The organism is Ideonella azotifigens (assembly GCF_021043325.1).
Taxonomy (GTDB): domain Bacteria; phylum Pseudomonadota; class Gammaproteobacteria; order Burkholderiales; family Burkholderiaceae_C; genus Ideonella; species Ideonella azotifigens.
In genome coordinates this window covers 1-22,567 of the sequence record NZ_JAJNKD010000002.1, presented here as the reverse complement: position 1 = coordinate 22,567, position 22,567 = coordinate 1, and the positions used below count along the sequence as shown (strand labels likewise).

At 68.1% G+C, this 22,567-nt stretch carries 20 protein-coding genes; 18 read left to right on the top strand and 2 right to left on the bottom strand.

Annotation, left to right across the window (positions count from 1 at the left end; genetic code table 11):
- Positions 1-2: 2 nt before the first annotated feature.
- The 4 genes from LRH25_RS04770 (at position 3) to LRH25_RS04755 (ending at position 6,589) form a co-directional block, all read left to right on the top strand.
- On the top strand, positions 3-2,951 hold the full coding sequence (locus LRH25_RS04770; protein ID WP_231010273.1) for a glycosyltransferase family 61 protein: 2,949 nt from the start codon (positions 3-5) through the stop codon (positions 2,949-2,951).
- 103 nt (positions 2,952-3,054) lie between these two features.
- Positions 3,055-4,158 carry a DegT/DnrJ/EryC1/StrS family aminotransferase gene (locus tag LRH25_RS04765; RefSeq protein WP_231010272.1) on the top strand — a complete coding sequence of 368 codons (1,104 nt, stop codon included), beginning with the start codon at positions 3,055-3,057 and terminating at the stop codon, positions 4,156-4,158.
- A gap of 109 nt (positions 4,159-4,267) precedes the next feature.
- Positions 4,268-5,071 (top strand): class I SAM-dependent methyltransferase, encoded by an 804-nt coding sequence (locus LRH25_RS04760; RefSeq protein WP_231010271.1) that lies wholly within the window; start codon positions 4,268-4,270, stop codon positions 5,069-5,071.
- Positions 5,072-5,080: 9 nt separating this feature from the next.
- Positions 5,081-6,589: a radical SAM/SPASM domain-containing protein gene (locus LRH25_RS04755; protein ID WP_141290847.1), complete on the top strand. Its 1,509-nt coding sequence runs from the start codon at positions 5,081-5,083 to the stop codon at positions 6,587-6,589.
- On the opposite strand, the gene LRH25_RS04750 is transcribed toward LRH25_RS04755, so the two are convergent.
- Entirely contained in the window at positions 6,567-6,968 is a 402-nt protein-coding gene (locus tag LRH25_RS04750; protein WP_231010704.1) for a sugar 3,4-ketoisomerase, read from the bottom strand. The genes LRH25_RS04755 and LRH25_RS04750 overlap by 23 nt on opposite strands.
- Positions 6,969-6,981: 13 nt before the next feature.
- The gene (locus LRH25_RS32975) at positions 6,982-7,995 is read right to left on the bottom strand and encodes a GNAT family N-acetyltransferase (RefSeq protein WP_231010270.1); all 1,014 of its coding nucleotides are present in this window, start codon (positions 7,993-7,995) and stop codon (positions 6,982-6,984) included.
- Positions 7,996-8,095: 100 nt separating this feature from the next.
- Here LRH25_RS32975 and rfbB point away from each other — a divergent pair, with 100 nt between their 5' ends.
- From rfbB to LRH25_RS04675, 14 genes are all read left to right on the top strand, one after another.
- The gene (gene rfbB / locus LRH25_RS04740) at positions 8,096-9,160 is read left to right on the top strand and encodes a dTDP-glucose 4,6-dehydratase (RefSeq protein WP_141290311.1); all 1,065 of its coding nucleotides are present in this window, start codon (positions 8,096-8,098) and stop codon (positions 9,158-9,160) included.
- Positions 9,157-10,044, top strand: a complete 888-nt coding sequence (gene rfbD / locus LRH25_RS04735; RefSeq protein ID WP_141290312.1) for a dTDP-4-dehydrorhamnose reductase — start codon at positions 9,157-9,159, stop codon at positions 10,042-10,044. The genes rfbB and rfbD overlap by 4 nt, the downstream gene beginning before the upstream one ends.
- Entirely contained in the window at positions 10,041-11,015 is a 975-nt protein-coding gene (locus LRH25_RS04730; protein WP_141290313.1) for a hypothetical protein, read from the top strand. Before rfbD ends, LRH25_RS04730 begins: the two co-directional genes overlap by 4 nt.
- A 3-nt stretch (positions 11,016-11,018) precedes the next feature.
- Positions 11,019-12,068: a sulfotransferase family 2 domain-containing protein gene (locus tag LRH25_RS04725; protein ID WP_231010269.1), complete on the top strand. Its 1,050-nt coding sequence runs from the start codon at positions 11,019-11,021 to the stop codon at positions 12,066-12,068.
- Between the two features lie 97 nt (positions 12,069-12,165).
- A complete protein-coding gene (locus LRH25_RS04720) occupies positions 12,166-13,509 on the top strand; it encodes a UDP-glucose dehydrogenase family protein (RefSeq protein WP_141287497.1) in 1,344 nt (447 codons plus the stop codon).
- Positions 13,506-14,516: an NAD-dependent epimerase gene (locus LRH25_RS04715; RefSeq protein ID WP_141287498.1), complete on the top strand. Its 1,011-nt coding sequence runs from the start codon at positions 13,506-13,508 to the stop codon at positions 14,514-14,516. Before LRH25_RS04720 ends, LRH25_RS04715 begins: the two co-directional genes overlap by 4 nt.
- 62 nt (positions 14,517-14,578) lie before the next feature.
- Complete coding sequence (gene rfbA, locus LRH25_RS04710; RefSeq protein ID WP_141287499.1) at positions 14,579-15,466, top strand: glucose-1-phosphate thymidylyltransferase RfbA; 888 nt, start codon at positions 14,579-14,581, stop codon at positions 15,464-15,466.
- Positions 15,467-15,468: 2 nt separating this feature from the next.
- Complete coding sequence (rfbC, locus tag LRH25_RS04705) at positions 15,469-16,008, top strand: dTDP-4-dehydrorhamnose 3,5-epimerase (protein ID WP_141287500.1); 540 nt, start codon at positions 15,469-15,471, stop codon at positions 16,006-16,008.
- A 16-nt stretch (positions 16,009-16,024) separates the two neighbouring features.
- The gene (locus LRH25_RS04700; protein WP_141287501.1) at positions 16,025-16,465 is read left to right on the top strand and encodes a hypothetical protein; all 441 of its coding nucleotides are present in this window, start codon (positions 16,025-16,027) and stop codon (positions 16,463-16,465) included.
- 56 nt (positions 16,466-16,521) lie between these two features.
- The gene (locus LRH25_RS04695; RefSeq protein ID WP_141287502.1) at positions 16,522-19,053 is read left to right on the top strand and encodes a glycosyltransferase; all 2,532 of its coding nucleotides are present in this window, start codon (positions 16,522-16,524) and stop codon (positions 19,051-19,053) included.
- Positions 19,054-19,075: 22 nt separating this feature from the next.
- Positions 19,076-19,915: a sulfotransferase family 2 domain-containing protein gene (locus LRH25_RS04690; protein WP_141287503.1), complete on the top strand. Its 840-nt coding sequence runs from the start codon at positions 19,076-19,078 to the stop codon at positions 19,913-19,915.
- Between the two features lie 230 nt (positions 19,916-20,145).
- Positions 20,146-20,895: a sulfotransferase family 2 domain-containing protein gene (locus LRH25_RS04685; protein WP_141287504.1), complete on the top strand. Its 750-nt coding sequence runs from the start codon at positions 20,146-20,148 to the stop codon at positions 20,893-20,895.
- Positions 20,896-21,345: 450 nt separating this feature from the next.
- A complete protein-coding gene (locus tag LRH25_RS04680; protein ID WP_170200843.1) occupies positions 21,346-21,507 on the top strand; it encodes a hypothetical protein in 162 nt (53 codons plus the stop codon).
- A gap of 125 nt (positions 21,508-21,632) precedes the next feature.
- Positions 21,633-22,567 (top strand): hypothetical protein (locus LRH25_RS04675; protein WP_231010268.1); only part of this gene is annotated, 935 nt, incomplete at its 3' end.

The window sequence follows — 22,567 nt, the reverse complement described above, 5'->3', positions numbered from 1 at the left end:
GCATGTCACTGGCCGATCCTGCCGAACCTGGCCTGCCGCTGACGGACCCGGCCTGGCTGCCCGAGGCGCTGCCACCCGCGCTGAAGGTGGCCCTGAGGCAGTCCGGTGCCATCGCGCCCAAGGACTTCCCGGGCGGCCTGGAGCTGCTGCAGCGCCTGCAGGTGCCCAAGCCCGCGCCGCCGGTCTGGATGCGCCTGGCGCATGCGCTCAACGGCGGACCGCTGCGCGGCAAGCCGCACCCCGAAGCCCACTGGTGCCAGGCCTTCCTCGAAGTGCTGGCGCTGGCCTGGGTGGGCCTGAGCGAGGACCAACGCCGCGCGCACGGCCTGTACCCACAGGCGCTGCGCTGCGCCGGGGAACTGCAGCACACCGAATGGCTGGACCAGCAGGTCACGCCGCATGCGCAGGCCTGGCGAGCGGGCGAGCAGCCCGCCGCGGCGCTGGTGCTGCTGCGCATGCTCAAGCGGCTGCAGCGCCTGCAGGCTTGCCAGGCCCTGGTCGAACACCTGGGCACCTGGCTGGCCAGCGTGCCGGCCGGGCAGGTGGACCCGCCCATGGCCGACTGGCCTGCGGAGCTGGCCGGCGGCATCGCTGCCGTGGCGCGCGGTGCCGAATCGCTGGACACGCTGCACTGGGCCCAGGCCTGGCTGCCGCGCCTGCTGCCGAAGCTGCTGGCGCGTCTGGCCGAGACGCCCCCTCCCGCTGCCGCAGACCCTGACGCGCCGCCCCCGCACTGGCTGCTGCACCGCGACCTGGCCGTGATCGCCCTGTGCACGCTGGACCTGCCGGTGCTGCGCCAGCTCAGCGAGTTGCTCTGCCGGCGCCCGCAGCTGCCCACGATCTGCGTGCCGATGCTGGTCGACATGCTGGGCCGGCTGGCCCAGTTCGACGCCGCGCAGGACGCCGAAGCGCTGCTGGCGCTGGCCGCGTCAAGGCTGCCACGCCACCCGGTGCTGGCGCTGGAGCGAGCCAAGCGTGCGCTGCTGGACGGCCTGGACGAGTTGGCGCTGTTGCCCTTCTTCGAGCCGATGGACCCCGGCCTGCCCGGCTACCACGCGGCCTGCAGCTGGTTCGCCTCCCAGCTGGCCCAGGCCGGCGCCGAAGCGCAGGCGATGGACTGGTACCGCCGCATCGAGGCGGTTGCGCCACTCAGCAGCCTGGACCAGTTGCGCCTGGCCCAGTTGCAGGCGAGGCATGACCCGAACACCCAGGCCGCGCCCGAGTCGCCGCTGTTCGACGAAGGCGTGACGCCGGTGCTGCAGCAAGCGCTGGCCGGCCTGGTCGCGCTGCTGGGCGAAGACCCGTTCCACAACCCCGCGCTCAGCCGAGAGGCCTGGGCCAGCCGCTGCGCCGCCAGCCTGCCGGCCTTTGCGCAGGTGCTGGCCGCGTTGCCGCCGCAGCTGGTCGGCGATGTGCTGGTGGCCGTGCGCCAGCTGCGCCTGCTGGAGCGGGCCCACGCCAGTGCCGCGATGTGGCAGCAGAGCTTCCCGTTCGAATTCGAGCCGGCGTACGGCCGGGTCGACCCGTTGCGCTACCTGGCGCTGCAAGAGGCCTTGTGTGGCCACCTGGTGGCATTGGCCGACCATGTGCTGCGCGGGCCGGCGCCGCTGCACGGCGGCGGCGGGCGCTTGCGACAGCTGATCGAGCTGCTGCGCTTGCGCTGCGAAGGCGCGCTGTCGCAAGACCGGCCGGCCGACGCGCTGGCCAGCGTGAACCGGCTGGCCGAGCGCATTGGCACGATGGCCGAGGCCTACCTGCAGGCCTTGCGCGAACGCTGCGCACTGGCCGAGGGCGACCTGGCCACGGCGGCCGAACTGAGGGCCGGTCTGCGCTGGGGCCGCGAAGCCGAGCTGCAAAGGCTGAGGCCATGGCCCGCATGGCTGGCGGCCGAAGGCGCGGCCGAGCAGCGCGTGCTGGAAGCGCCCGCGGTGCCCGGCCACTTCGAATCGGTGCGGGCCGATGGCGTGGTGCAACGCTTCCCGCACGCCACCGTGGCCACCCGGCTGTCGCTGGTGGCCCTGCGCGAGCTGCGGGTGCGCAATTCGTACCTGCTGATCGCCCGCGAGGGCGGCATGCTGCTGCCCGAGCCCTGGCACCTGTCGATGGGCGACTACCCCTACGAGCACCTGCAGGTGCTCAACCGTGGCCGCCTGGCCTGTTCGCTGCAGCCCTCGGGCGAGACCCGCCGCATCACCGAGCCGGTGCTGGTGCTGGCCAACCTGGACGCCACCTACCACCGTAACTACTACCACTGGATGGTGCTGATCCTGTCGCGCGTGCGCTGGCTGCAGGCTGAAGGCTGGCTGGACCGGCGCCCACTGCTGATGCCGCGCGAGCTCTCGGGCTGGATGCGCAGCTCGCTGCAGGACATCGGCGTGCGCCCGGAGCAACTGGTCGAATACGCCGACGGCGAGACCCTGCAACTGGCCGATGCGCTGCTGCTCTCGCCGCTGGAGTACGCCTGCCGCCCGCTGATGGACGACCTGTGCCGCCACCTGTGGCGCGCAGCCGGGCTGGACCCTGACCAGCCGCCAGCGCCGCAGCGCCTGCTTTACATTTCGCGCCTGAGCGCGCACCGTCGGCCGCTGGTCCACGAAGAAACCATCATGGCGCAGGCCAAGGCGCTGGGCTTCGAGCTGCTGGCGCCGGAAACGCTGAGCCTGCTGGAGCAGGTGCGCTTGTTTGCCAACGCACGTGGCATCGCCGGCCCGCCCGGTGCTGCCTACACCAACCTCAGCTGGTGCCAGCCCGGCACCCGCGTGCTGTCCATCTTCAAGGAAGAAGTCAACTTGCCGACCTTTGTCGACATCTCGGTCCAGCGCGGCCAGCAACACCGCTGGCTGCTCGGCCACAACCTGCCTGGCTTTGATCGCACACGTGTCGTCGCGGCGCCGTTCAGCGTGTCGCTGGAACTCACGCAGCGCGAGCTGGCCTGGGTGGCCGGCGCATGAGCACCGCTGTGGACGCGTGGCGGGCCGAGCGCCGGGCCGCCCCAAGCCGGCCCGCGCTCCCCTCGGGGGACCGGCCGACGTACCCGTCGGACGAGGGGCTGACATGATCCCTTTTCTCGACCTGCGTGCGATCTACCAGCAGGACGCCGAAGCCTACGACGCCGCCTATCGCCGCGTGATGGACAGTGGCCGATGGATCCTCGGCCCGGAGCTGGCCGCGTTCGAAGCCGAGTTCGCGGCCTTTTGCGGTACACCGCATGCCGTTGGCGTGGGCAACGGGCTGGACGCGCTGACGCTGTCGCTGCAGGTTGCCGGCATTGGTGCGGGCGACGAAGTGCTGGTGCCGGCGCACACCTTCATCGCCACCTGGCTGGCGGTGCAGCAAAGCGGCGCCACGCCGGTTCCGGTCGAGCCGGCTGGCGGCAGCTTCAATGTCGACGCAGAAGGCCTGGCCGCTGCGATCACGCCGCGCACCCGCGCGGTGATGCCGGTGCACCTCTACGGCGAGCCGGCAGACCCGGCGGCCATCGCGGCCTTGTGTGCCCAGCGCGGCCTGCTGCTGATCGAGGACGCCGCGCAGGCCCACGGTGCGCTGCACGACGGCCGCCCGGCCGGCAGCTTCGGCGCCTTGGCCGGCTTCAGCTTCTACCCCGGCAAGAACCTCGGTGCCTTCGGCGACGCAGGTGCCGTCGTGACCCGCGACCCGGCACTTGCCCAGGCGCTGCGCGAACGGCGCAACTACGGCAGCCTGGCGCGCTACCAGCACGCATCGGTTGGCGTGAACAGCCGGCTCGATGAACTGCAGGCCGCCTGGCTGCGCATCCGGCTGCAGAAGCTGCCGGCGCACAACCAGCGCCGTCGCGAGATTGCCGCGTTCTACCAGCAGCGCCTGGCCGATCTGCCGGGCATTGAGACGCCGCAGGTTGCCGCCGGCAACGAACCGGTCTGGCACCTCTACGTGCTGCGCTGCGCCCGGCGCGACGCGCTGCAGGCCGCCCTGGCGGCCGAAGGCATCGAAACCTTGATCCACTACCCGAAACCCGTGTACCGGTTCCCGCCGTTTGCAGCGATGGCGCCAGCCACGCGAAGCCTCAGCGACCAGATTTGCGACGAGGTGCTGAGCCTGCCGATCGGCCCGCACCTCAGCGACGGCCAGGTCGAGCAGGTGGTCGAAGCGGTGCGCCGTGTGGCGGAGGCGCTGCGATGAACGGTTGGAAGACGACAGGCCTTCCGCGAGCCGAGCGCCGGGCCGCTCCCAAGCCGGCCCGCATCCCCTTGGGGGATCGGCCGGCGTATTCGCGGGGCGAGGGGCAGGCATGACTCAACCGCTTGGCAAACCGCTGGACGCCGACGAATACGCCAGCCGTCACGACGCGCAAATGGACGCCGCGGCGGCCGACTTCGAGTCGGTCTGCCTGCTGGCGCGCCAGCAATGCAACCGCCGCTGGCTGGACAGGCTGCAGCCGCGCCAGGTGCTGGAAGTGGGTTGCGGCCCGCTGCTGCTGGCGCCCGATTGGCTGGCCACGCAGCCGGCCGACAGCCGCTGGGCCGTGGTTGAACCCGCCGCGCGCTGGGCCGAGGTGGCGCGCGGCGCCGCGGCGCGCGACGACCGCATCAGCGTGGTGCAGGACTACATCGAAAACGCGGCCCAGTCGCTGCGGACGCTGGCCGCACTGCGCGGCGGCACACCGGAAGTCGACCTAGTGCTGGTGTCCGGCGTGATCCACGAAACTGCCGAGCCTGAGGCCTTGCTGCGCGCCGCGCTGGCGCTGCTGAGGCCGGGCGGCCACCTGCTGGTCAGCGTGCCGAATGCCGGTTCGTTCCACCGGTTGCTGGCGGTGCAGATCGGGCTGATCCCGGCGGCCAACACGCTGGGCGAGCGCAACCGCCTGCTGGGCCAGCCCATGGTCTATGGCGCGGCCGAGCTGCGCGCGCTGGTGCTGGGGCTGGGCCTGGAGGAAGCCGGCTTCGAGGGCTATCTCTTCAAGCCGTTCACGCATGCGCAGATGGCGCCGCTGATGCCGCAGCTGGGCCAGGCCGGGCTGCAAGGCCTGATCGAGCTGGGCCGCCAGTTCCCGGACCAGGCAGCCGAGATCTGCCTGGTGGCACGCAAGCGCTGAGCAAGTCCCATGGATGCAGCCGCCGCAGCACCCCTGCCGGAAGCGCCCCAGCGCAAGCACCAGGCCGAGGCCGTGGACCCGCTGTTTGCCGCGGCCTTCCAGCAGGCCGTGGCCGGCAACATCGCGGCCGGCCGGGCAGGTCATCTGCGGCTGCATCCGGAAATCTTCTGGCTGCCGGTCAGCGAAAACTGCAACCTGCGCTGCATCGGCTGCGACGACGTCATCACCGGCTTCCGCAAGGAATACCTGGCGCCGGCCGATGTGCGGCGGCTGCTCAGCGCCAGCGCCGGCCAGGCCAGCTTCAGCGAGATCGACCTGACCAGCGGCGAGCCGCTGCTGCACCCGCAACTGAGCGAGGTGATCGACATCTGCCACGAGCTGCATCCCAAGGCCGTTGTCTCGGTGGTGTCCAACGGCACGATTCCCGTGCGCGGCAAGTACCGCGACGCTTATGCGCGGCTGGACAGCATCGGCCTGTCGATCGATGGTGCCACTGCCGAGGTCTTCGAGGCGGTGCGCGTGGGCGCCTCGTTCGAACGCTTTGTGCAGACAGTCAAGGACGTGGTTGCGCTGCGCGACCAGACCGGCCGGCCAGCAGAGATCCAGCTCTGCTTCACTGCCTGCGCGATGAATCTGCACCAGCTTCCAGAGGTCGTGCGCCTGGGCAAGTCCTGGGGCGTGAACTCCGTCTACGCGCAGCCGATGGAGATGAACATCGCGCCGATCCGCGACGCCATCGGCCACCTGCACCTGGACCACATGGACCCGGCCGAGCGCACCCGCTGGGTGGACGAGGCGGTGGCGCTGGGGCGCGAGCTGGGGCTGGAAGTGGCGGCGTCCGACGGGCTGTATCCGCGCCCGAAAGAGGAGGAAAAATCGACCGAACCGCAGGCCGGCCCTTCGCTGGCCTTCGAGGAGAAAGTCGCCAAGCTCGGCGTGGGCGTGCGGCGCCGCTCGCCGGATGGCGAGCTGACGCTGCCGCATGTGCGCCAGTGCCAGTATCCGTGGACCCAGGCGCCCGGCATCCGCAAGATGGGGGCCGCCTGGCACACGACGCTGTGCTGCTACATGAGCGAGGCGGCCAACACCGAGCTGGCCGCGCGCTACGACCTGCACGACATGGACAAGCAGTCCATGCTGGACCTGTACAACGGCGCTGGCTACTGGCAGTTCCGGGAAGACCTGGCCGCCGGCCTGACGCACGAGGCCTGCGGCGACTGCGCTGCGGCGCTGACGCACGGGCCCTCGCTGCTGCAGCACCTGGCCTGGCGCATTGATGCGCTCTGCGTCGAACATGGCTTGAGCTTTCCAGGTGGGGACGCGCTGCGCGAACAGCTGATGCAGCCGCAGGCCACGGTGCACCAGGCGCGCAAGCTGGTGAATCATTTGCACCAGGCCTGGTGGCAACCGCATCCGCAGCCGCGGCCCGTGTGGCTGCAGGAGCTGATGGCGGCGGCGCGCGAACTGGGCCCGCCGAAAGAGACGGCTCCGGCCGCTAGCGGTTCACCCAGCGCATGAAGTCCGCGTGCTCGCGGATGTAGTCGGCCTCGTCGAACAAGGCCGAGGCCAGCACCAGCAGGCCGGCGCCAGGCGTGAAGTGGTGCAGCTCGCGCCAGATGCCGGGCGTCATCAGCAGGCCTTCGCCGGGGTGGGTCAGGCGCACGGTGCGCTGGTGCGTGCCGTCGTCCATCGAGACGTCGAAGGCCCCCGTGACGGCCACGTAGAGCTGGTGCAACTGCAGGTGGGCGTGGCCGGCGCGCGAGGCGCCCGGCGGCACGCCATAGGTCCAATAGGCGCGCAGGATGGGGAAGTCGAAGTCGACGCCGGTTTCGGCAAACGAGATGGAGCCCCGCTCGTCGTGGATGGTGCGGATTTGCACCAAGCGGCAGTCGTCCACATGGGCCAAAGCATCAGTCTCCGTTGTGTGTTTCGGGGGGCGCAGGGCAGGTTAGCAGGTAGTGCTCGTGCACCACCGCAGTGGCGCCGAAGCTTTCCTTGTAGAAAGCCAGGCCTTCGTTCAGCACCCATCCGCCATCTTCGTTCGAATGGCCGAAGTCGAACCACTTGCCACGTGTCTGTGCGTGCACGATGGCACGTTCCACCAGCTGATCCAGCGCCGCGCAGCGCCGGGATTGCGCATCGGCCGCCATGTACTGCAGGTGGCAGACCGTGGCGGTCTCGAACATCACCAGCCCGGCGCAGACCACGCCTGACCAGCGCGCCAGCTGCAGGCTGATCTCCGCAGGGAAACGGCTGGCCAGCAGCCGCAGTTCGGCCTCGTTGTGCGTGGGCCGGCTGGCGTGACGGGCCTGCAGCTCGGCCTGCAGCACCGCCCAGAACTCGGTCCAGCCGGTGCCTTCGCCGCCGCGCAGCGCGTCAAAGCTCAGCTCGGGCCGCTGGCGCATCGCCTGCGTGATCTGCCGGCGCTGGGCCTTGGGCCAGTGCGCGGCGGTCGGGCCAATCGCGCTCATCACGTCGCAGCGCACCCGTTCGGCGCCACAGCGGAACAGCGCGTAGCGGTCGGCCTCGCTGGGCTGGCGCTGGTAGATGTGCGGCAGGGTCTTGTAGAGCAGGGACGAAATGCCTTGCGAGGGCAGCCAGCGCTGCAGCGCCTGCATCAGCGCCAGCACCTTGGCGGCACCCAGCGGCCGCGCCAGCAGCCAGCCGCCGTAGCTCAGGCCCCCGTGGCTGACGAGCCGTTCGCCCACGCGGTGCGCCGGCAGCAGTGCCAGCAGCGTCTCGCCCTGCCAGGCCAGCAGCGAGTGTTCGTCGAAACGCTCGGCGTGGTACTCCATGTAGCCGCGGTCGAACAGGAAGCTCTGTGTCGGGCTGGCGGCCACGGTGGCATTCCAGCGCGCGGCGTCGGCCGCGGTGTAGCGCTGGAAACGAATGGCAGGCGGTGTGAGGTCTTGCGGGGCAGGCACGGTGGCATTGTCGCGTCGGCCACCGGTTTCTGGCGACAATCGCGGTCTGACGCGGGGCGGCGCCGGCTGGGCGCACTCGCAGCATGCAACGGGAGATTCCATGATTCTTGTGACCGGCGGCGCCGGCTTCATCGGCAGCAATTTCGTCCTCACCTGGCTGGCACAAAGCCAGGAGCCAGTGCTCAACCTGGACGCGCTGACCTACGCCGGCAACCTGGCCAACCTGGCCTCGCTGCAAGGCGATGCGCGCCACACCTTTGTGCAGGGCGACATCTGCGACCGTGCCTTGATGGACCAGCTGCTGGCCTCGCACCGGCCGCGGGCCATCGTGCATTTCGCCGCGGAGAGCCATGTGGACCGCTCCATCCACGGCCCCGGCGCGTTCATGAAGACCAATGTTGACGGCACCTTCACGCTGCTGGAAGCCGCGCGTGCCCACTGGAGCAGCCTGCAGGGCGACGAGAAGGCGGCTTTCCGTTTCCACCACGTCAGCACCGACGAGGTCTACGGTTCCCTCAAGCCCAGCGACCCGCCGTTTGCCGAGACGAACGCCTACGAGCCCAACAGCCCGTACTCGGCCAGCAAGGCCGCCAGCGACCACCTGGTGCGCGCCTGGCACCACACCTACGGCCTGCCGGTGGTCACGACCAACTGCTCGAACAACTACGGCCCCTATCACTTCCCCGAGAAGCTGATCCCGCTGATGATCGTCAACGCACTGGCCGGCAAGCCGCTGCCCGTCTATGGCGACGGCCAGCAGATCCGCGACTGGCTGTACGTCGAAGACCACTGCTCGGGCATCCGCGCGGTGCTGGCCGGCGGCAGGCTGGGTGAGACCTACAACATTGGCGGATGGAACGAGAAGGCCAACCTCGACATCGTGAAGACCGTCTGCGCGCTGCTCGACGAGCTGCGTCCCGACCCGGCCGGCCCCTACAGCCGCCTGATCACCTACGTCACCGACCGCCCCGGCCACGACCGCCGCTACGCCATCGACGCCCGCAAGATCGAACGTGAACTCGGCTGGCGACCGGCCGAAACCTTCGACACCGGCATTCGCAAGACGGTGCAGTGGTACCTGGATCACCCCGAATGGGTGGCGCAGGTGCAAAGTGGCAGCTACCGCGACTGGCTGGCGACCAACTACACCGGACGCAGCGAATGAACCGCATCTTGCTGCTGGGGCCGAACGGCCAGGTTGGCTGGGAGCTGCAACGCGCTTTGGCGCCATTGGGCGAACTGCACCTGCGCGACCGCCATCAAGGCGGCGACCTTGCAGATGCCGATGCCTTGGCTGCCACGGTGCGTGAACTCAGGCCCGACGTGATCGTCAATGCCGCCGCACACACTGCCGTCGACAAGGCCGAGAGCGAACCCGCGCTGGCCAGTCGGCTGAATGCCCAGGCGCCGGCCCAGCTGGCCGAGCTGGCGCTAGCGCTGGGCGCCACACTGGTCCACTACAGCACCGATTACGTCTTCGACGGCAGCGGCGACCAGCCGCGGGACGAAACCTCGGCGACCGGTCCGCTCAGCGTCTACGGCGCCACCAAGCTGGCCGGCGAACAGGCCATCCAGGCCAGCGGCTGCCGCCACCTGATCTTCCGCACCAGCTGGGTCTACGCCGCGCGCGGCGGCAACTTCGCCAAGACCATGCTGCGGCTGGCTGCCGAGCGCGATCAGCTGAAGGTGGTGGCTGATCAGGTTGGCGCGCCAACCGGTGCCGAGCTGCTGGCCGACATCAGCGCCCATGCCTTGCGCCGGCTGGCACACCAGCCCGATCTGCCCGGCCTGTACCACCTGTGCGCCAGCGGCGAAACCAGCTGGCATGGCTATGCCGCGCACGTCATCGAATGGGCGCGACGGCATGGCAAGGCGATCCGTGTCGCGCCGGACCAAGTGCTGGCCATCCCCACCCAGGAATTTCCGTTGCCCGCGCCCCGTCCGCTGAACTCGCGGCTGGACACCACCAAGCTGCAAACCGCCTTCGGCCTGCGCCTGCCGCGCTGGCAGGTGGGCGTGGATCGCATGCTGGCCGAGATCCTGGCGTGAGCGAGCGCAAGGTGGCGCCGTGGCTGTTCGTGCACGTGCCGAAGACGGCCGGCACCAGTCTGACCCAGGCGGCGCTGCAGGCCTTTGGTGAAGACGGTTGCGAGTTCGACTATGGCGTCGGCAACCCGCACACCACCGCGCGTGTGGCCGAGCTGTCGCACCAGGCCAATGACCTGTTCCGTCTGCGCGAGCGGCTGCAGCAGGACCAGGTGGCGATGCTGGCTGGCCATGTGCCGCTGCCGCGTTATGCACCGCTGTTCCCGGCCACGCGCATCGTCAGCTTCCTGCGCGAGCCGCTGGCGCAGCTGCTGTCGCACCATGCGCACATCAACCGCGAGCAGACGCCGCGGCCCTTCGAGGAATTCATGCGCCGGCCGCAAGGTGCGGGCCTGCAGGCTCGCATGTTGACCAACGTGCCGCTGGAGGCGCTGGGCGTGATCGGCATCACCGAGCGCTACGACGACAGCCTGCGGGTGCTCAACGCCAGCCTGGGGTTGGACCTGCAGCCGCAGCAGCTGAACCAGAACCCGCAGCGCGAAAGCGTCACGCAGCCGCTCTACGAACTCCCGCCTGGCCAGGCTGCGCAGGTGGACGCGCTGTTGCGCGATGAGCGCCAGCTCTACGCACGCGCCAACCGCCTGCTGGACAGCCGGCTTGCAATCCTGGATGCCGGCCAGCCCTTTGCCAACGGCGCTGTCAGCGAATGCTCGGCGCAGCAGGTGTCCGGCTTCGCGTTTTGGGCCGAACAAACGCGGCCGGTGGCGCTTGAGCTGCAGCGCAACAGCCAACCGGTGGTGAACCTGCTGGCCACGCAACACCTGGCCCGGCTGCGCCTGCTGAATGCGCCGCGAGAAGGCTGTGTCGGCTTCGAGCACCGGTTCGCCAAGCCGCTGCAGCCGGGCGACAGCGTGCGCGTTGCAGTGGCCGAAACCGGTCAGCTGCTGGGCGAATGGCGCATGCCGGAGGTCTGAATCATGACACTGGAAGACCTGCTGGCACGCATCCAGGCCAGCGAACCCGAGGCGTTGGCCGGGCTGCCAGCGGGCACGGCGCAGCGGCTGGTGCGCGCCGCGCTGCGTGAGTTGCGGGAAGGCTTGCTTGCTCAGCCCGACGCGGTCGATGAGCCGGTGCAGGTGCCGGCTCTGGGTCGCTTCCGGCGCGTGGGGCCGCCGGGGCAAGGCTGGCGCTTCATCCCGCAGGCCGGAGGCCAGGCTGTGCGCTCCCTGGCTGCCGCAGACGCCGTGCCGCTGTCGCCCGGCCAGCGGGCCTGGCGCCAGGCCTGCAACAGCAGTGAGCCGGCGCTGATCCATCCCGAGCACCGTTTTGTGTTGCTGTTCTCGCCGAAGTCAGCCTGCTCCAGCGCGGTGATCTGGTTCCTGCACACGCTGGGCCTGGCCGAGCAGGCGCGTGCGTACCATGAATGGCCGCACCAGTACCGCATCCACGAACTCATGCAGAGCGACGCCCAGCGTGCGACGCGGCGCCTCCCACCCGAGCAACTGACGGTGCTGCGCTTGGTGCGCGACCCGCTGGAGCGCGCCGTTTCCAGCTTCCGCCATGCACTGGGCACTGGCTATGCCCGCGCCCAGATCCGCGCCCGATTGGGGCGCGACATCGCGGCGCAGGGCCTGTCGTTCCAGCAGTTCATTGACTTCCTGGTGCTGGAAGACTTGGATCGCTGTGATGGCCACCATCGACGCCAGTGCCATGCGCTGGAGCGGATGCGTGCGCCCGATGTGCTGATCAACGTCAGTCAGCAGGATCTTTACACCGAGTTGAATGCCTTCGAGCGCCGCCAGGGCATGCCGGTGACCGACTTTGCCGCGCTGCGCTGGCTGCATGAACTGCAGAGCACGCGCGTGCCGAACCGGGTGGATGACGGGCGGCCGGCCGACCGTGTGGAGCTGACCGCTGCGCATGCCAAGTTCGGCCCCTGGCCGCGTCAATTGCTGACGCCGCTGGCCCGCGAGCGCTTGAGCGCGCTGTACGCAGACGACATTGCCCGCTACGCAGTGCCTCACTGATGCCCGCATTGCCCCTGCCGGTGCCGTCGCCAGTGCAGTGGCCCGAAAACGCTGCGCGACAATTCCGGTTTCGCCCTGAGGCCCCAAGGAGAATTCCATGAAAGTAACCGTCGTTGGCACCGGCTATGTGGGCCTGGTGACCGGGGCCTGCCTGGCCGACATGGGCAATCACGTGATGTGCCTGGATGTGGACGCCCGCAAGATCGAGATCCTCAACAGTGGCGGCATTCCCATCCACGAGCCGGGGCTGGACGAGGTGGTGCGACGCAATGCCGCCGCCGGCCGGCTGCAGTTCACGACCGACATCCCCGCCGCGGTGTCACACGGCACGATCCAGTTCATCGCCGTGGGCACGCCGCCGGACGAGGACGGCTCGGCCGACCTGCAGTACGTGCTGGCGGCCGCGCGCAACATCGGGCGCCTCGCGACCGACTACAAGCTGGTGGTCGACAAGAGCACGGTGCCGGTGGGCACGGCCGACAAGGTCAAGGCCGCCATTGCCGATGAACTCGCCAGGCGCGGCCTGGACCTGGCGTTTTCGGTCGCATCCAACCCGGAGTTCCTGAAGGAAGGCGCCGCGGTGGAAGACTTCATGCGGCCGGACCGCATCGTCGTTGGTGCCGAGGACGAGCGCGCCGTTAACTTGATGCGTGCGCTGTACGCGCCGTTCCAGCGCACGCGCGACAAGCTGGTCGTGATGGACCTGCGTTCGGCCGAACTGACCAAGTACGCCGCCAACGCGATGCTGGCCACCCGCATCTCGTTCATGAACGAGCTGGCGCTGCTGGCCGAGAAGATGGGCGCGGACATCGAACTGGTGCGGCAAGGCATTGGCTCGGACCCGCGCATCGGCTACCACTTCCTCTATGCCGGTGCAGGCTATGGCGGCTCGTGTTTCCCCAAGGACGTGAAGGCCCTGATCCGCACCGCTGCCGACCAGGGCCAGGGCCTGAAGGTGCTGCAGGCGGTGGAAGACGCGAACGACGCGCAGAAGCGGGTGCTGGTCGACAAGGTCGTGGCCCGTTTCGGCGCCGACTTGAACGGCAAGCGCTTTGCCATCTGGGGCCTGGCCTTCAAGCCGCAGACCGACGACATGCGCGAGGCGACCAGCCGCGTGGTGATCGCCGAGCTGCTGGCGCGGGGCGCCACGGTCAGTGTCTACGACCCGGTGGCGATGGACGAGGCCAGGCGCATCTTCGGCGACGAGCCCCGCATTGCCTATGCCAGCGGGCCGATGCAGGCCGCCGCCGGCGCCGAGGCGCTACTCATCGTCACAGAGTGGAAGGAATTCCGCAGCCCGGACTTCGAAGGCCTGAAGGCCGCGCTGAAGACGCCGGTGATCTTCGACGGCCGCAACCTCTACGAGCCGGCGCTGGTGCGCGAGTTCGGGCTGGATTACGAGGCCATCGGCCGGCCCGCCGCCGTCAAGCCGGCGGCATGAAAGTCCTGGTGACCGGCGCGGCCGGTTTCATCGGCATGCACGTCGCGCAGGCGCTGCTGGCGCGTGGCGATGCGGTGGTCGGCATAGACAACCTGAACGACTACTACGCGGTGCAGCTGAAGCGTGACCGGCTGGCCTTGCTCACGCCGCTGCCCGGCTTCCGCTTCCAGCAGCTGGACATTGCCGACCGCGACGAGTTGATGGCGCTGTTCGCCGGCGAGCGTTTCGATCGCGTGGTGCACCTGGCCGCGCAGGCGGGGGTGCGCTACTCCATCACGCATCCGCACGCCTACGGCGAGGCCAACCTGGTCGGCTTCCTGAACATGCTGGAGGCCTGCCGCCAGCACCCTGTCGCGCACCTGGTCTATGCCAGCAGCTCCAGCGTCTACGGCGGCAACCTGAAGACGCCGTTCTCGGAAGCCGATGAGGTGGACCACCCCGTCAGCCTTTACGCGGCGACCAAGAAGGCCAACGAGCTGATGGCCCACACCTACAGCCACCTCTACGGGCTGCCGACCACCGGGCTGCGCTTCTTCACCGTCTACGGGCCCTGGGGCCGGCCGGACATGGCCTACTTCAGCTTCACCAAGGCCATCCTCGAAGGCCGGCCGATCCAGGTCTTCAACCAGGGCCAGCTGCAGCGCGACTTCACCTACATCGACGACATCGTGCGCGGCGTGGTGGCGGTGCTGGACCGCCCGGCAGAGCCCGACCCGGCGTTCGATGCGATGGCGCCGCACCCGGGCCGCAGCAAGGCGCCGTACCGCGTGTTCAACATCGGCAACCAGGACCCGGTGCCGCTGGGCGAGTTCATCGCCACCATCGAGGCCGCGCTGGGCCGAGAGGCGAACAAGGTCTACCTGCCGATGCAGCCGGGCGACGTGGTGGCCACGCATGCGGATGTGACGTCCTTGACCGAATGGACTGGCGAGCGTCCCGCGACTCCGCTGGCCGAGGGCATTGCCCGGTTCGTGGCCTGGTTTCGCCGCTACCATCGACTGGATTGAAAAGCCAGCCCTCTTGCGCCGGCCCCCTCTGTTCCTTTTGCCCACCTCACAGGGCTCTTCCCATGAAGCAACAACGCAAAGGCATCATCCTGGCCGGCGGCAGCGGCACCCGGCTGCACCCCGCCACGCTGGCGATCAGCAAGCAGCTGATCCCGGTGTACGACAAGCCGATGGTGTATTACCCCTTGAGCGCACTGCTGCTGGCCGGCATCCGCGAGATCCTGCTGATCAGCACGCCGCAGGACACGCCGCGCTTCGAGCAGCTGCTGGGCGACGGCAGCCGCTGGGGCCTGAACATCCAGTACGCCGTGCAGCCCAGCCCGGACGGCCTGGCCCAGGCCTTCCTGATCGGTGAGCAGTTCCTGGCCGGCGCGCCCAGCGCGCTGGTGCTGGGCGACAACATCTTCTACGGCCATGACCTGGGCCGCCGCCTGGAAGCCGCTTCGGCGCGCGAAGACGGCGCCACGGTGTTCGCCTATCCGGTGACCGACCCCGAGCGCTACGGCGTGGTCGAGTTCGACGACCAGGGCCGCGCCATCAGCCTGGAAGAAAAGCCGCTGCAGCCCAAGAGCCGCTACGCCGTCACCGGGCTGTACTTCTACGACAAGCAGGTGGTGGACCATGCCAAGGCCTTGGCACCCAGCCCGCGCGGCGAGCTGGAGATCACCGACCTGAACCGGCGCTACCTGGAAGCCGGCCAGCTGGACGTGCAGCTGTTTGGCCGCGGCGACGCCTGGCTGGACACCGGCACCCACGACAGCCTGCTGGAAGCCAGCGCCTTTGTGCAGACGCTGGAAAAGCGTCAGGGCCTGAAGGCCTGCTGCCCGGAGGAGATCTGCTGGCGCAATGGCTGGATCAGCGATGAACAGCTTGCCGCGCTGGCCGCGCCGCTGGCCAAGAGCGGCTACGGCAAGTATTTGCAGCAAATCATGACCGACAAGGTGTTTTGAGCATGAAGGTCATCCAGACCGAAATCGAAGGCGTGTTGATCTTCGAACCCAGGGTGTTCGGCGACAGCCGCGGCTTCTTCTACGAGAGCTTCAACCAGAAGGTCTTCGACGACGCCACAGGCGGCGGTTTCAGCTTCGTGCAGGACAACCATTCGCGCTCGGCACGCGGCGTGCTCCGTGGCCTGCACTTCCAGCACGCCCCGCACGCCCAGGGCAAGCTGGTGCGCGCGGCGGCCGGCGCGGTGTTCGACGTGGCGGTCGACATCCGCAAGGGCAGCCCGACCTTCGGCCGCTGGGTTGGCGCCGAGCTGAATGCCGAGAACCACCGCCAGATGTGGGTGCCGCCAGGCTTGGCGCACGGCTTTCTGGTGCTGAGCGAAACGGCCGACTTTCTGTACAAGACCACCGACTATTACGCCCCGCAGGCCGAGGGCGCGGTGCGCTGGGACGACCCGGACCTGGCGATCGCCTGGCCCGATGTCGGCGGCCCGCCGCAGCTCTCCGGCAAGGACGCCGCGGCGGGGTCGCTGAGGGATCTGTAGTCAAGAAGGACTCGACATGAAACTGCTGCGCTTCAACGAACCCATCCGCTTCGGCAGCGAAGGCAATGTGCGCGACTACGCGCTCAGCGGCTGGTCGCTGGACGAAGGCAATGCCTCGCTGAGCTGGACGCAGGCGCTGGAGGCCAAGCTCGAATTCACCGCCCAGGCCACCACCTCGCCGATCACGCTGCAGCTGACGGGCATCCCCTTCCTGGGCAACGGCAAGCTGCCGCGCCAGCAGGTCTGGGTGCACCTGAACGGCCTGTACTGCGGCATGTTCGACGCGGCCGACAACTTCGATGTCGCCATGCCGATCCGCCACAGCTGGCTGGAGCCGCGCCACAACGTGCTGGTGCTGACGATGCCGCTGTCGGCCTCGCCCGAGCAGCTGGAACTGGGCGAGGACCGGCGCCGCCTGGGCGTGGCGATGCAAAGCATCACCTTGCAGCTCGGCTGACACCGGCAGCCGGCACCAGGCTGCGGCTGCCCTTCATTTCCTGAACACGGCTTTCAATGAGCACCTCTCCCACCGTTGCACCGCATGCCGTGGCCGCCCAGCACGGGCTGGGCATCGTCGACGCGATCAGCTTCAACCACATCAGCGGCTGGGTCTGGAACCCTGACTGCCCCGACGAGCCGGTGCAGATCGAGGTGCTGGACGGCGACACCCAGCTGGCCGTGGTGCAGGCCGAGCTCTACCGGCCCGACCTGCAGAAGCTGGGCATGGGCAATGGCCGGCACGGCTTCTCGTTCAACTTCGGCCCGACCATCCTGCCGCTGGCCCGCCACACGCTGCGCGTGCGCCGGCTGTCCGACGGCAGCGACCTCAGCGGCTCGCCACGGGTGCTGGAGCGCGACGGAGGTGCGCTGGATCGCAGCACCCGCATCTACATCGAGCAGCTGATGCAGGCCGAGGTCGCGGTGGCCCGCACGCCCGAGGACCTGAGCTTCGCGCTGGCGCTGCTGGCCGAGCAGATGGGCGTGGTCACCAGCCGTCAGCTGGAACTGGGCCAGTCCCTTGGCCAGGGCCCGGACCTGGGCGTGCTGGGCGAACTGCTGGACCAGGCCGCGCCGGCGCAGTGGATGGGCGCCACCCAGCTGGCCATGTCGCAGCGCTACCCTGCCGTGCTGCTGCCCAGCTTCGAAAAGCCCAAGGTCTCGGTCATCATCCCGGTCTACGGCAAGTTCCAGCTGACCTACGACTGCATCCGCTCGATCCAGCAGCACCTGCCGGAAGACAGCTTCGAAGTCATCGTGGTGGATGACTGCTCGAAGGACGAGACGCTGCTGGCGCCGCTGGTCTTCGGCGGCACGGTGCGCGTGGTGCGCAATGAGACCAATCTCGGCTTCGTCAAGGGTTGCAACCGCGGCGCCGAGCTGGCCCGCGGCGAGTACCTGTTCTTCCTGAACAACGACACGCTGGTGCACCCTGGCTGGCTGGACACGCTGACGCGCACCTTCCGCGATGTGCCGGATGTCGGCATTGCCGGTTCCAAGCTGCTGTTCGGCGACGGCACGCTGCAGGAAGTCGGCGGCATCATCTGGCGCATGGGTGACGGCTGGAACTGGGGCCGCAATGCCAACCCGGACGAGCCGCGCTTTTCCTACCTGCGCGACGCGGATTACGTCTCCGGCGCCGCGCTGATGATTCCGGCCGCGCTGTTCAATGAACTGGGCGGCTTCGACCTGCACTTCGCACCGGCCTATTACGAGGACACCGACCTGTGCTTCCGCGTGCGCCAGGCGGGCAGGCGTGTCGTCGTGCAGCCAGCCTCGATCATCGTCCACCTGGAAGGCCAGACCTCGGGCACCAGCGTGACCGGCAGCGGCATGAAGCGCTTCCAGGCCGTCAACCACCGCAAGTTCTACGACCGCTGGAAAGCCGTGCTGGCCACGCACCGTTTCAACGGCCAGCAGCCCGAGCTGGAGTGCGAGCGCACGGTGAAGAAGCGCGCGGCCTTCATCGACGACAGCGTGCCCACGCCGGACCAGGATGCCGGCTCGAACGCCGCGATCCAGCACATCAAGTCGCTGCTGCGCCTGGGCTACAAGGTCACCTTCATCCCGGCCGACAACCTGGCCCGCATCGCGCCCTATACCGAGGCCCTGCAGTCGCTGGGTGTGGAGTGCCTGTACCACCCGCACTACTGGAGCGTGGAGGAGTTCTTCCGCAAGAACACCGCGCCGATCGACCTGGTCTACCTGCACCGCTTCAACAACGGCACCAAGTACACCGGCCTGATCCGCCGCCACCAGCCGCTGGCCCGGGTGCTCTACAACGTGGCCGACCTGCACTACCTGCGCATGGAGCGCGAGTCGCAGATCACCTGCGACAGCGCGCTGGCCTTCAAGGCCGAGGCCGTCAAGCGGCAGGAGCTGGCGGCCATTGCTGCGGTGGACGCAACCATCGTGCATTCGGCCACCGAACAGGAAGTGCTGGCCGAGGCCTTGCCCGGCGCGCCGGTGTACGTCGTGCCCTGGGCCTACCCGCTGCGACCGGTGCAGACGCCGGCGGCCCAGCGCCGCGGCGTGGTCTTCGTTGGCGGCTACCGCCACACGCCCAACGTGGACGCCGCGCTGTGGCTGGTGCGCGAGATCATGCCGCTGGTCTGGCAGACGCTGCCGGACGTGCCCTGCGTGCTGGTCGGCAGCAACATGCCCGACGAGGTCAAGCAGCTGGCCGGCCCGCGCGTGCAGGCAGTCGGCTATGTGCCAGACGTGGCCGAGGTCTACGAGTCGGCCCTGATCTCGGTTGCGCCACTGCGCTACGGTGCCGGTGTCAAGGGCAAGGTGCTGGAGGCGTTTGCCGCCGGCGTGCCCTGTGTGATGACACCGACTGCCGCCGAAGGCGTGCTGCTGACGCCCAACCTGCGAGGCCTGGTGGCCGAAGACGCTGCCGGCCTCGCGCGGCTGATCGTGCTGCTGCACAGCCAGCCGGACCGGGTGGCGGCGGCTGCCAAGGCGGGCCAGGCGATGATGAGCACCGCCTACAGCAACGATGCGGTCGACCACGCCATCCAGGCCGCGCTGGCCATTCCTGCCTGAGCTCCTGTTTTCCTTTTGCGCCATGTCCCGCACCGTCATCCTCCACTACCACCTGTTCAAGAACGCCGGCACTTCGCTGGACCAGGTGCTGAAGCAGAACTTCGGCACGCGCTGGGTCACGCGCGAATTCGAGGCCAGGGCGAATGCCGCAACGCATGCGCAGGAAGTCGCGCAGTGGATCAAGGCCAACCCCGACGCGGTGGCGTTTTCCTCGCACACCATGGAGTTGCCGCCGCCCGAGATGCCGGGCGTCAAGATCGTGCCGCTGATCTTCGTGCGCCACCCGATCGACCGCGTGGCCTCGGCCTACAGCTTCGAGCGCAAGCAGGGCGGCAAGGGCTTTGGCTCGGTGCTGGCGCGTCACACCACGCTGGGCGGCTATTGCGAGGTGCGACTGTCGATGCCGCGCGACCGCCAGTGCCGCAACTTCCAGGCTTCGCGCTTCTCGCGCATGTTCGCCCACGAACAGGGCAGCGAGCTGGAGCGCTCGCTGAAGGCGGTGCGCACGCTGCCGTTTGTCGGCGTGGTCGAAGACTTCGATGTCTCGATGGACAAGCTGGCCGCGCTGCTGCAGCTGGACTTTCCGGATTTCCGCGGCGCCCAGGTGGCTGCCAACGTCAGCCGCGGCGTGAGCCGCAGCCTGGCGCAACGGGTTTCCGAGCTGCAGGCTGAACTGGGCGACGAGGTCTACGACCAGCTGATCGCCGCCAACACCGACGACCTGCTGCTGCACCAGGCCGCCACCGAACGCGGCCGGCGCGGGGTGGCAGCCGCCGCTGCCGAAGGCGGCCCTGAAGCCGTCGATGAAGCCCCTGCGGCACCCGTGCCAGCGTCGGACGAAAGTCAAGCGGGAAGGGCCTGAGGCGGTAAACCCGCAATCCAGCTGAAACAGAAGGTATCTGTCGGCTTGGCGTCGTAACGGACAGGTTTCCGACGGGTATGCTCGGCATACAAGTTCGGCTTCGCCTGCAGACGGGAACCCCGTTGAAGATCCGGACGCAGGTGGCGCCGTGAGAGGAGCGCCTGCCGGCCGGCAGCACAACGCAGCGCATCCGGCATTCCATTGCCTTTGAGGGAAGGTTTGCCCGCTGTATGCGCCCCCGCCTGGTCCTGTTTCACTACCACCTGTTCAAGAACGCAGGCACCTCGCTTGACAAGGTCCTGCACGAGAACTTCGGCAGCCGCTGGCTGACCCGCGAGTTCGAGGACAGGCCGGCAGAAGAGCATGCGCAGGAAGTGCAGGACTGGCTGGAAGCGTCACCCGACGCGCTGGCCTTTTCTTCGCACACCGCGCTACTGCCGCCGCCTCGGCAGCCCGGCCTGCAGGTCTTTCCGCTGGTCTTCCTGCGCCATCCGCTGGACCGCATTGCGTCGGCCTACAGCTTCGAGCGCAAGCAGCTGGGCGACCACGGCTTTGGCGCCGCGCTGGCCCAAAGCACCTCGCTGGCCGGCTACATCCGGACCCGGCTGACCATGCCGCAGGACCGCCAATGCCGCAATTTCCAGACGGCCCGCCTGGCCCCGATGTATGCCGCGGAGGCTGGCAGTGAGCGCGAGCGCGCGGTGGCCGCGCTTCAGCGCCTGCCCTTCGTCGGCATCGTCGAGCACTTCGATGCCTCGATGGCGCAGCTGACCCAGCTGATTGCGCCGGCCTTTCCCGAATTCCGCAGCTTCTCGGTGATGGAAAACAGCTCACGCGGCGCCGACCTGGATCTGGCCGCCCGCCTGGCGCAGCTGCGCGAGACCCTGGGCGATGAGGTCTACGCCCTGCTGGAAGCCAGCAATGCCGACGATCTCGTGCTGTATGACGCGGCCTGTGAGCTGATGGCCGAGTTCGCCTGAGCGGATTGCCCATCACGCCCGGTTCCTGCGCGAACACGCATTGTCGCGTCTCGAGAGTCGGCCGTGATCTTGTCAAAGTTGGCGGTTGATTCCCGCCGCGAAGTCTGCTCGAATAGCCACCGACACCAACGAACAATAAGGGTCTTCGCAGGGAGGGGTGTGCGGTGCGCAGCAAGACGGAGCAGAGCTTCGTCCAAGGCTGCGCGAGCATGGTTCGCGACATGAGAACCATCACCGCTCGGACGCAATCTGCATTGGCTCTGGGAAGGGCCAATGAGGTGTCTGATGAATGCGAGGCATCGAGCCGATGACTCTTTGTCCATGTTCCAACGCCAGCGAGATGCTTCCGAAGCGCATGGATATTGGGCTGGCATATTGGAGCGCGAGGAGCAGCGCGGTTCATATGGCACAGCAAGGGCCACGCTAGGTGAGCCAAGCCATGGCAAGGGGTTGGACGGCAACAGCGAACACTATGAGCTCGACAACGTTGGCAACCGGACAACCGAGAGCGACTGCAAGGGCACCGACCTGGCCACCCGCACGCTGGTGCGAACGGTCACGCGACGCTACGACGCACTGGGCCGCCTGCAGAGCGTCTCGGGCCTGCAATGAGCCGCCCCAACAATCACATGCGGAGGAATCCAATGACAAATAAAGCCAATGTTGAGTCAGCAAGTCAGTGGCGTGGCGGGCGCGTTGCAAACGGTTTTACGCATCTGTCGCCTCGACGAAGGCGCATGCCACTGCAAGTTGCATTGGCGCAGCTTATTGGAAACTATTTGCGTAGGGAATGCCCGACGAAATATTTGAAATCCGGTCCGAAATTCCCCTTTGAAAATATCTCAGCCGCGGTCGCTTTTGGTGTTGCGTTGTTTCTATCGAATAACTCGTTTGCCTATTGGGTTTCGGATTGTGTTCAGTATGGCGGAACTAGGGCGTGCATTCCAACAGACAATCCGGCTCCCGTGGCTGGAGTCTTTGATATCGATACGAAAACTAACTGTAACCTGTTTACAGGCGAGGATGGCGAACGGATAAACGATGGCCGTCTAACGTCGATGCTTCAGTTTGCCGCAGCGGGGGACCCTCTCCCGTGGCCATATGTTTCGATCACAAGCTACTGCCCCAATTTCCCGCATGAGTATGGATATACCCCGCGATTGCTTGATTATAGCTCAAACTGTCGGGATGGGTATCAGTCGACCTCGGATCTAGTTCCCGATTCGCATGCCGTTCTGTGCGTGCCTGGCCCAACTATTTATCACGACAAGCCCCCTTCCTGCCCCGGCAAGAAGGCAAGCCTGTTCGGAGTGGGAGACCCGATCTACCCGTTGATCGGTTCAAGCAGCTACGACGTCGACCTTGACGCGGGCCTTGGCGGCCTGAAGCTGCGCTACGACATGCGCAGGAAGCTGCCCAGCGATAACCCGGACCTGGTGTATCCGAACACCGCGCTGGCGTCCTTTGGCCTGCTGGTGGAGAGCAACCTGCACAAGCGGCTGATCTACCAGTCGGGCACGCTTGACGGCATGCAGGCCTCACGCGGCTTGGGCCGCTGGGTCTCGTTTGCGGCGTCCGGCGGGGTCTTTGTTCCGGACGCTGGCGTGCGCGACACCCTGGTGGCCATCAGCGGCGGTTGGCGCTACGTGGACGCGCAGACCCGGGCCGAAGA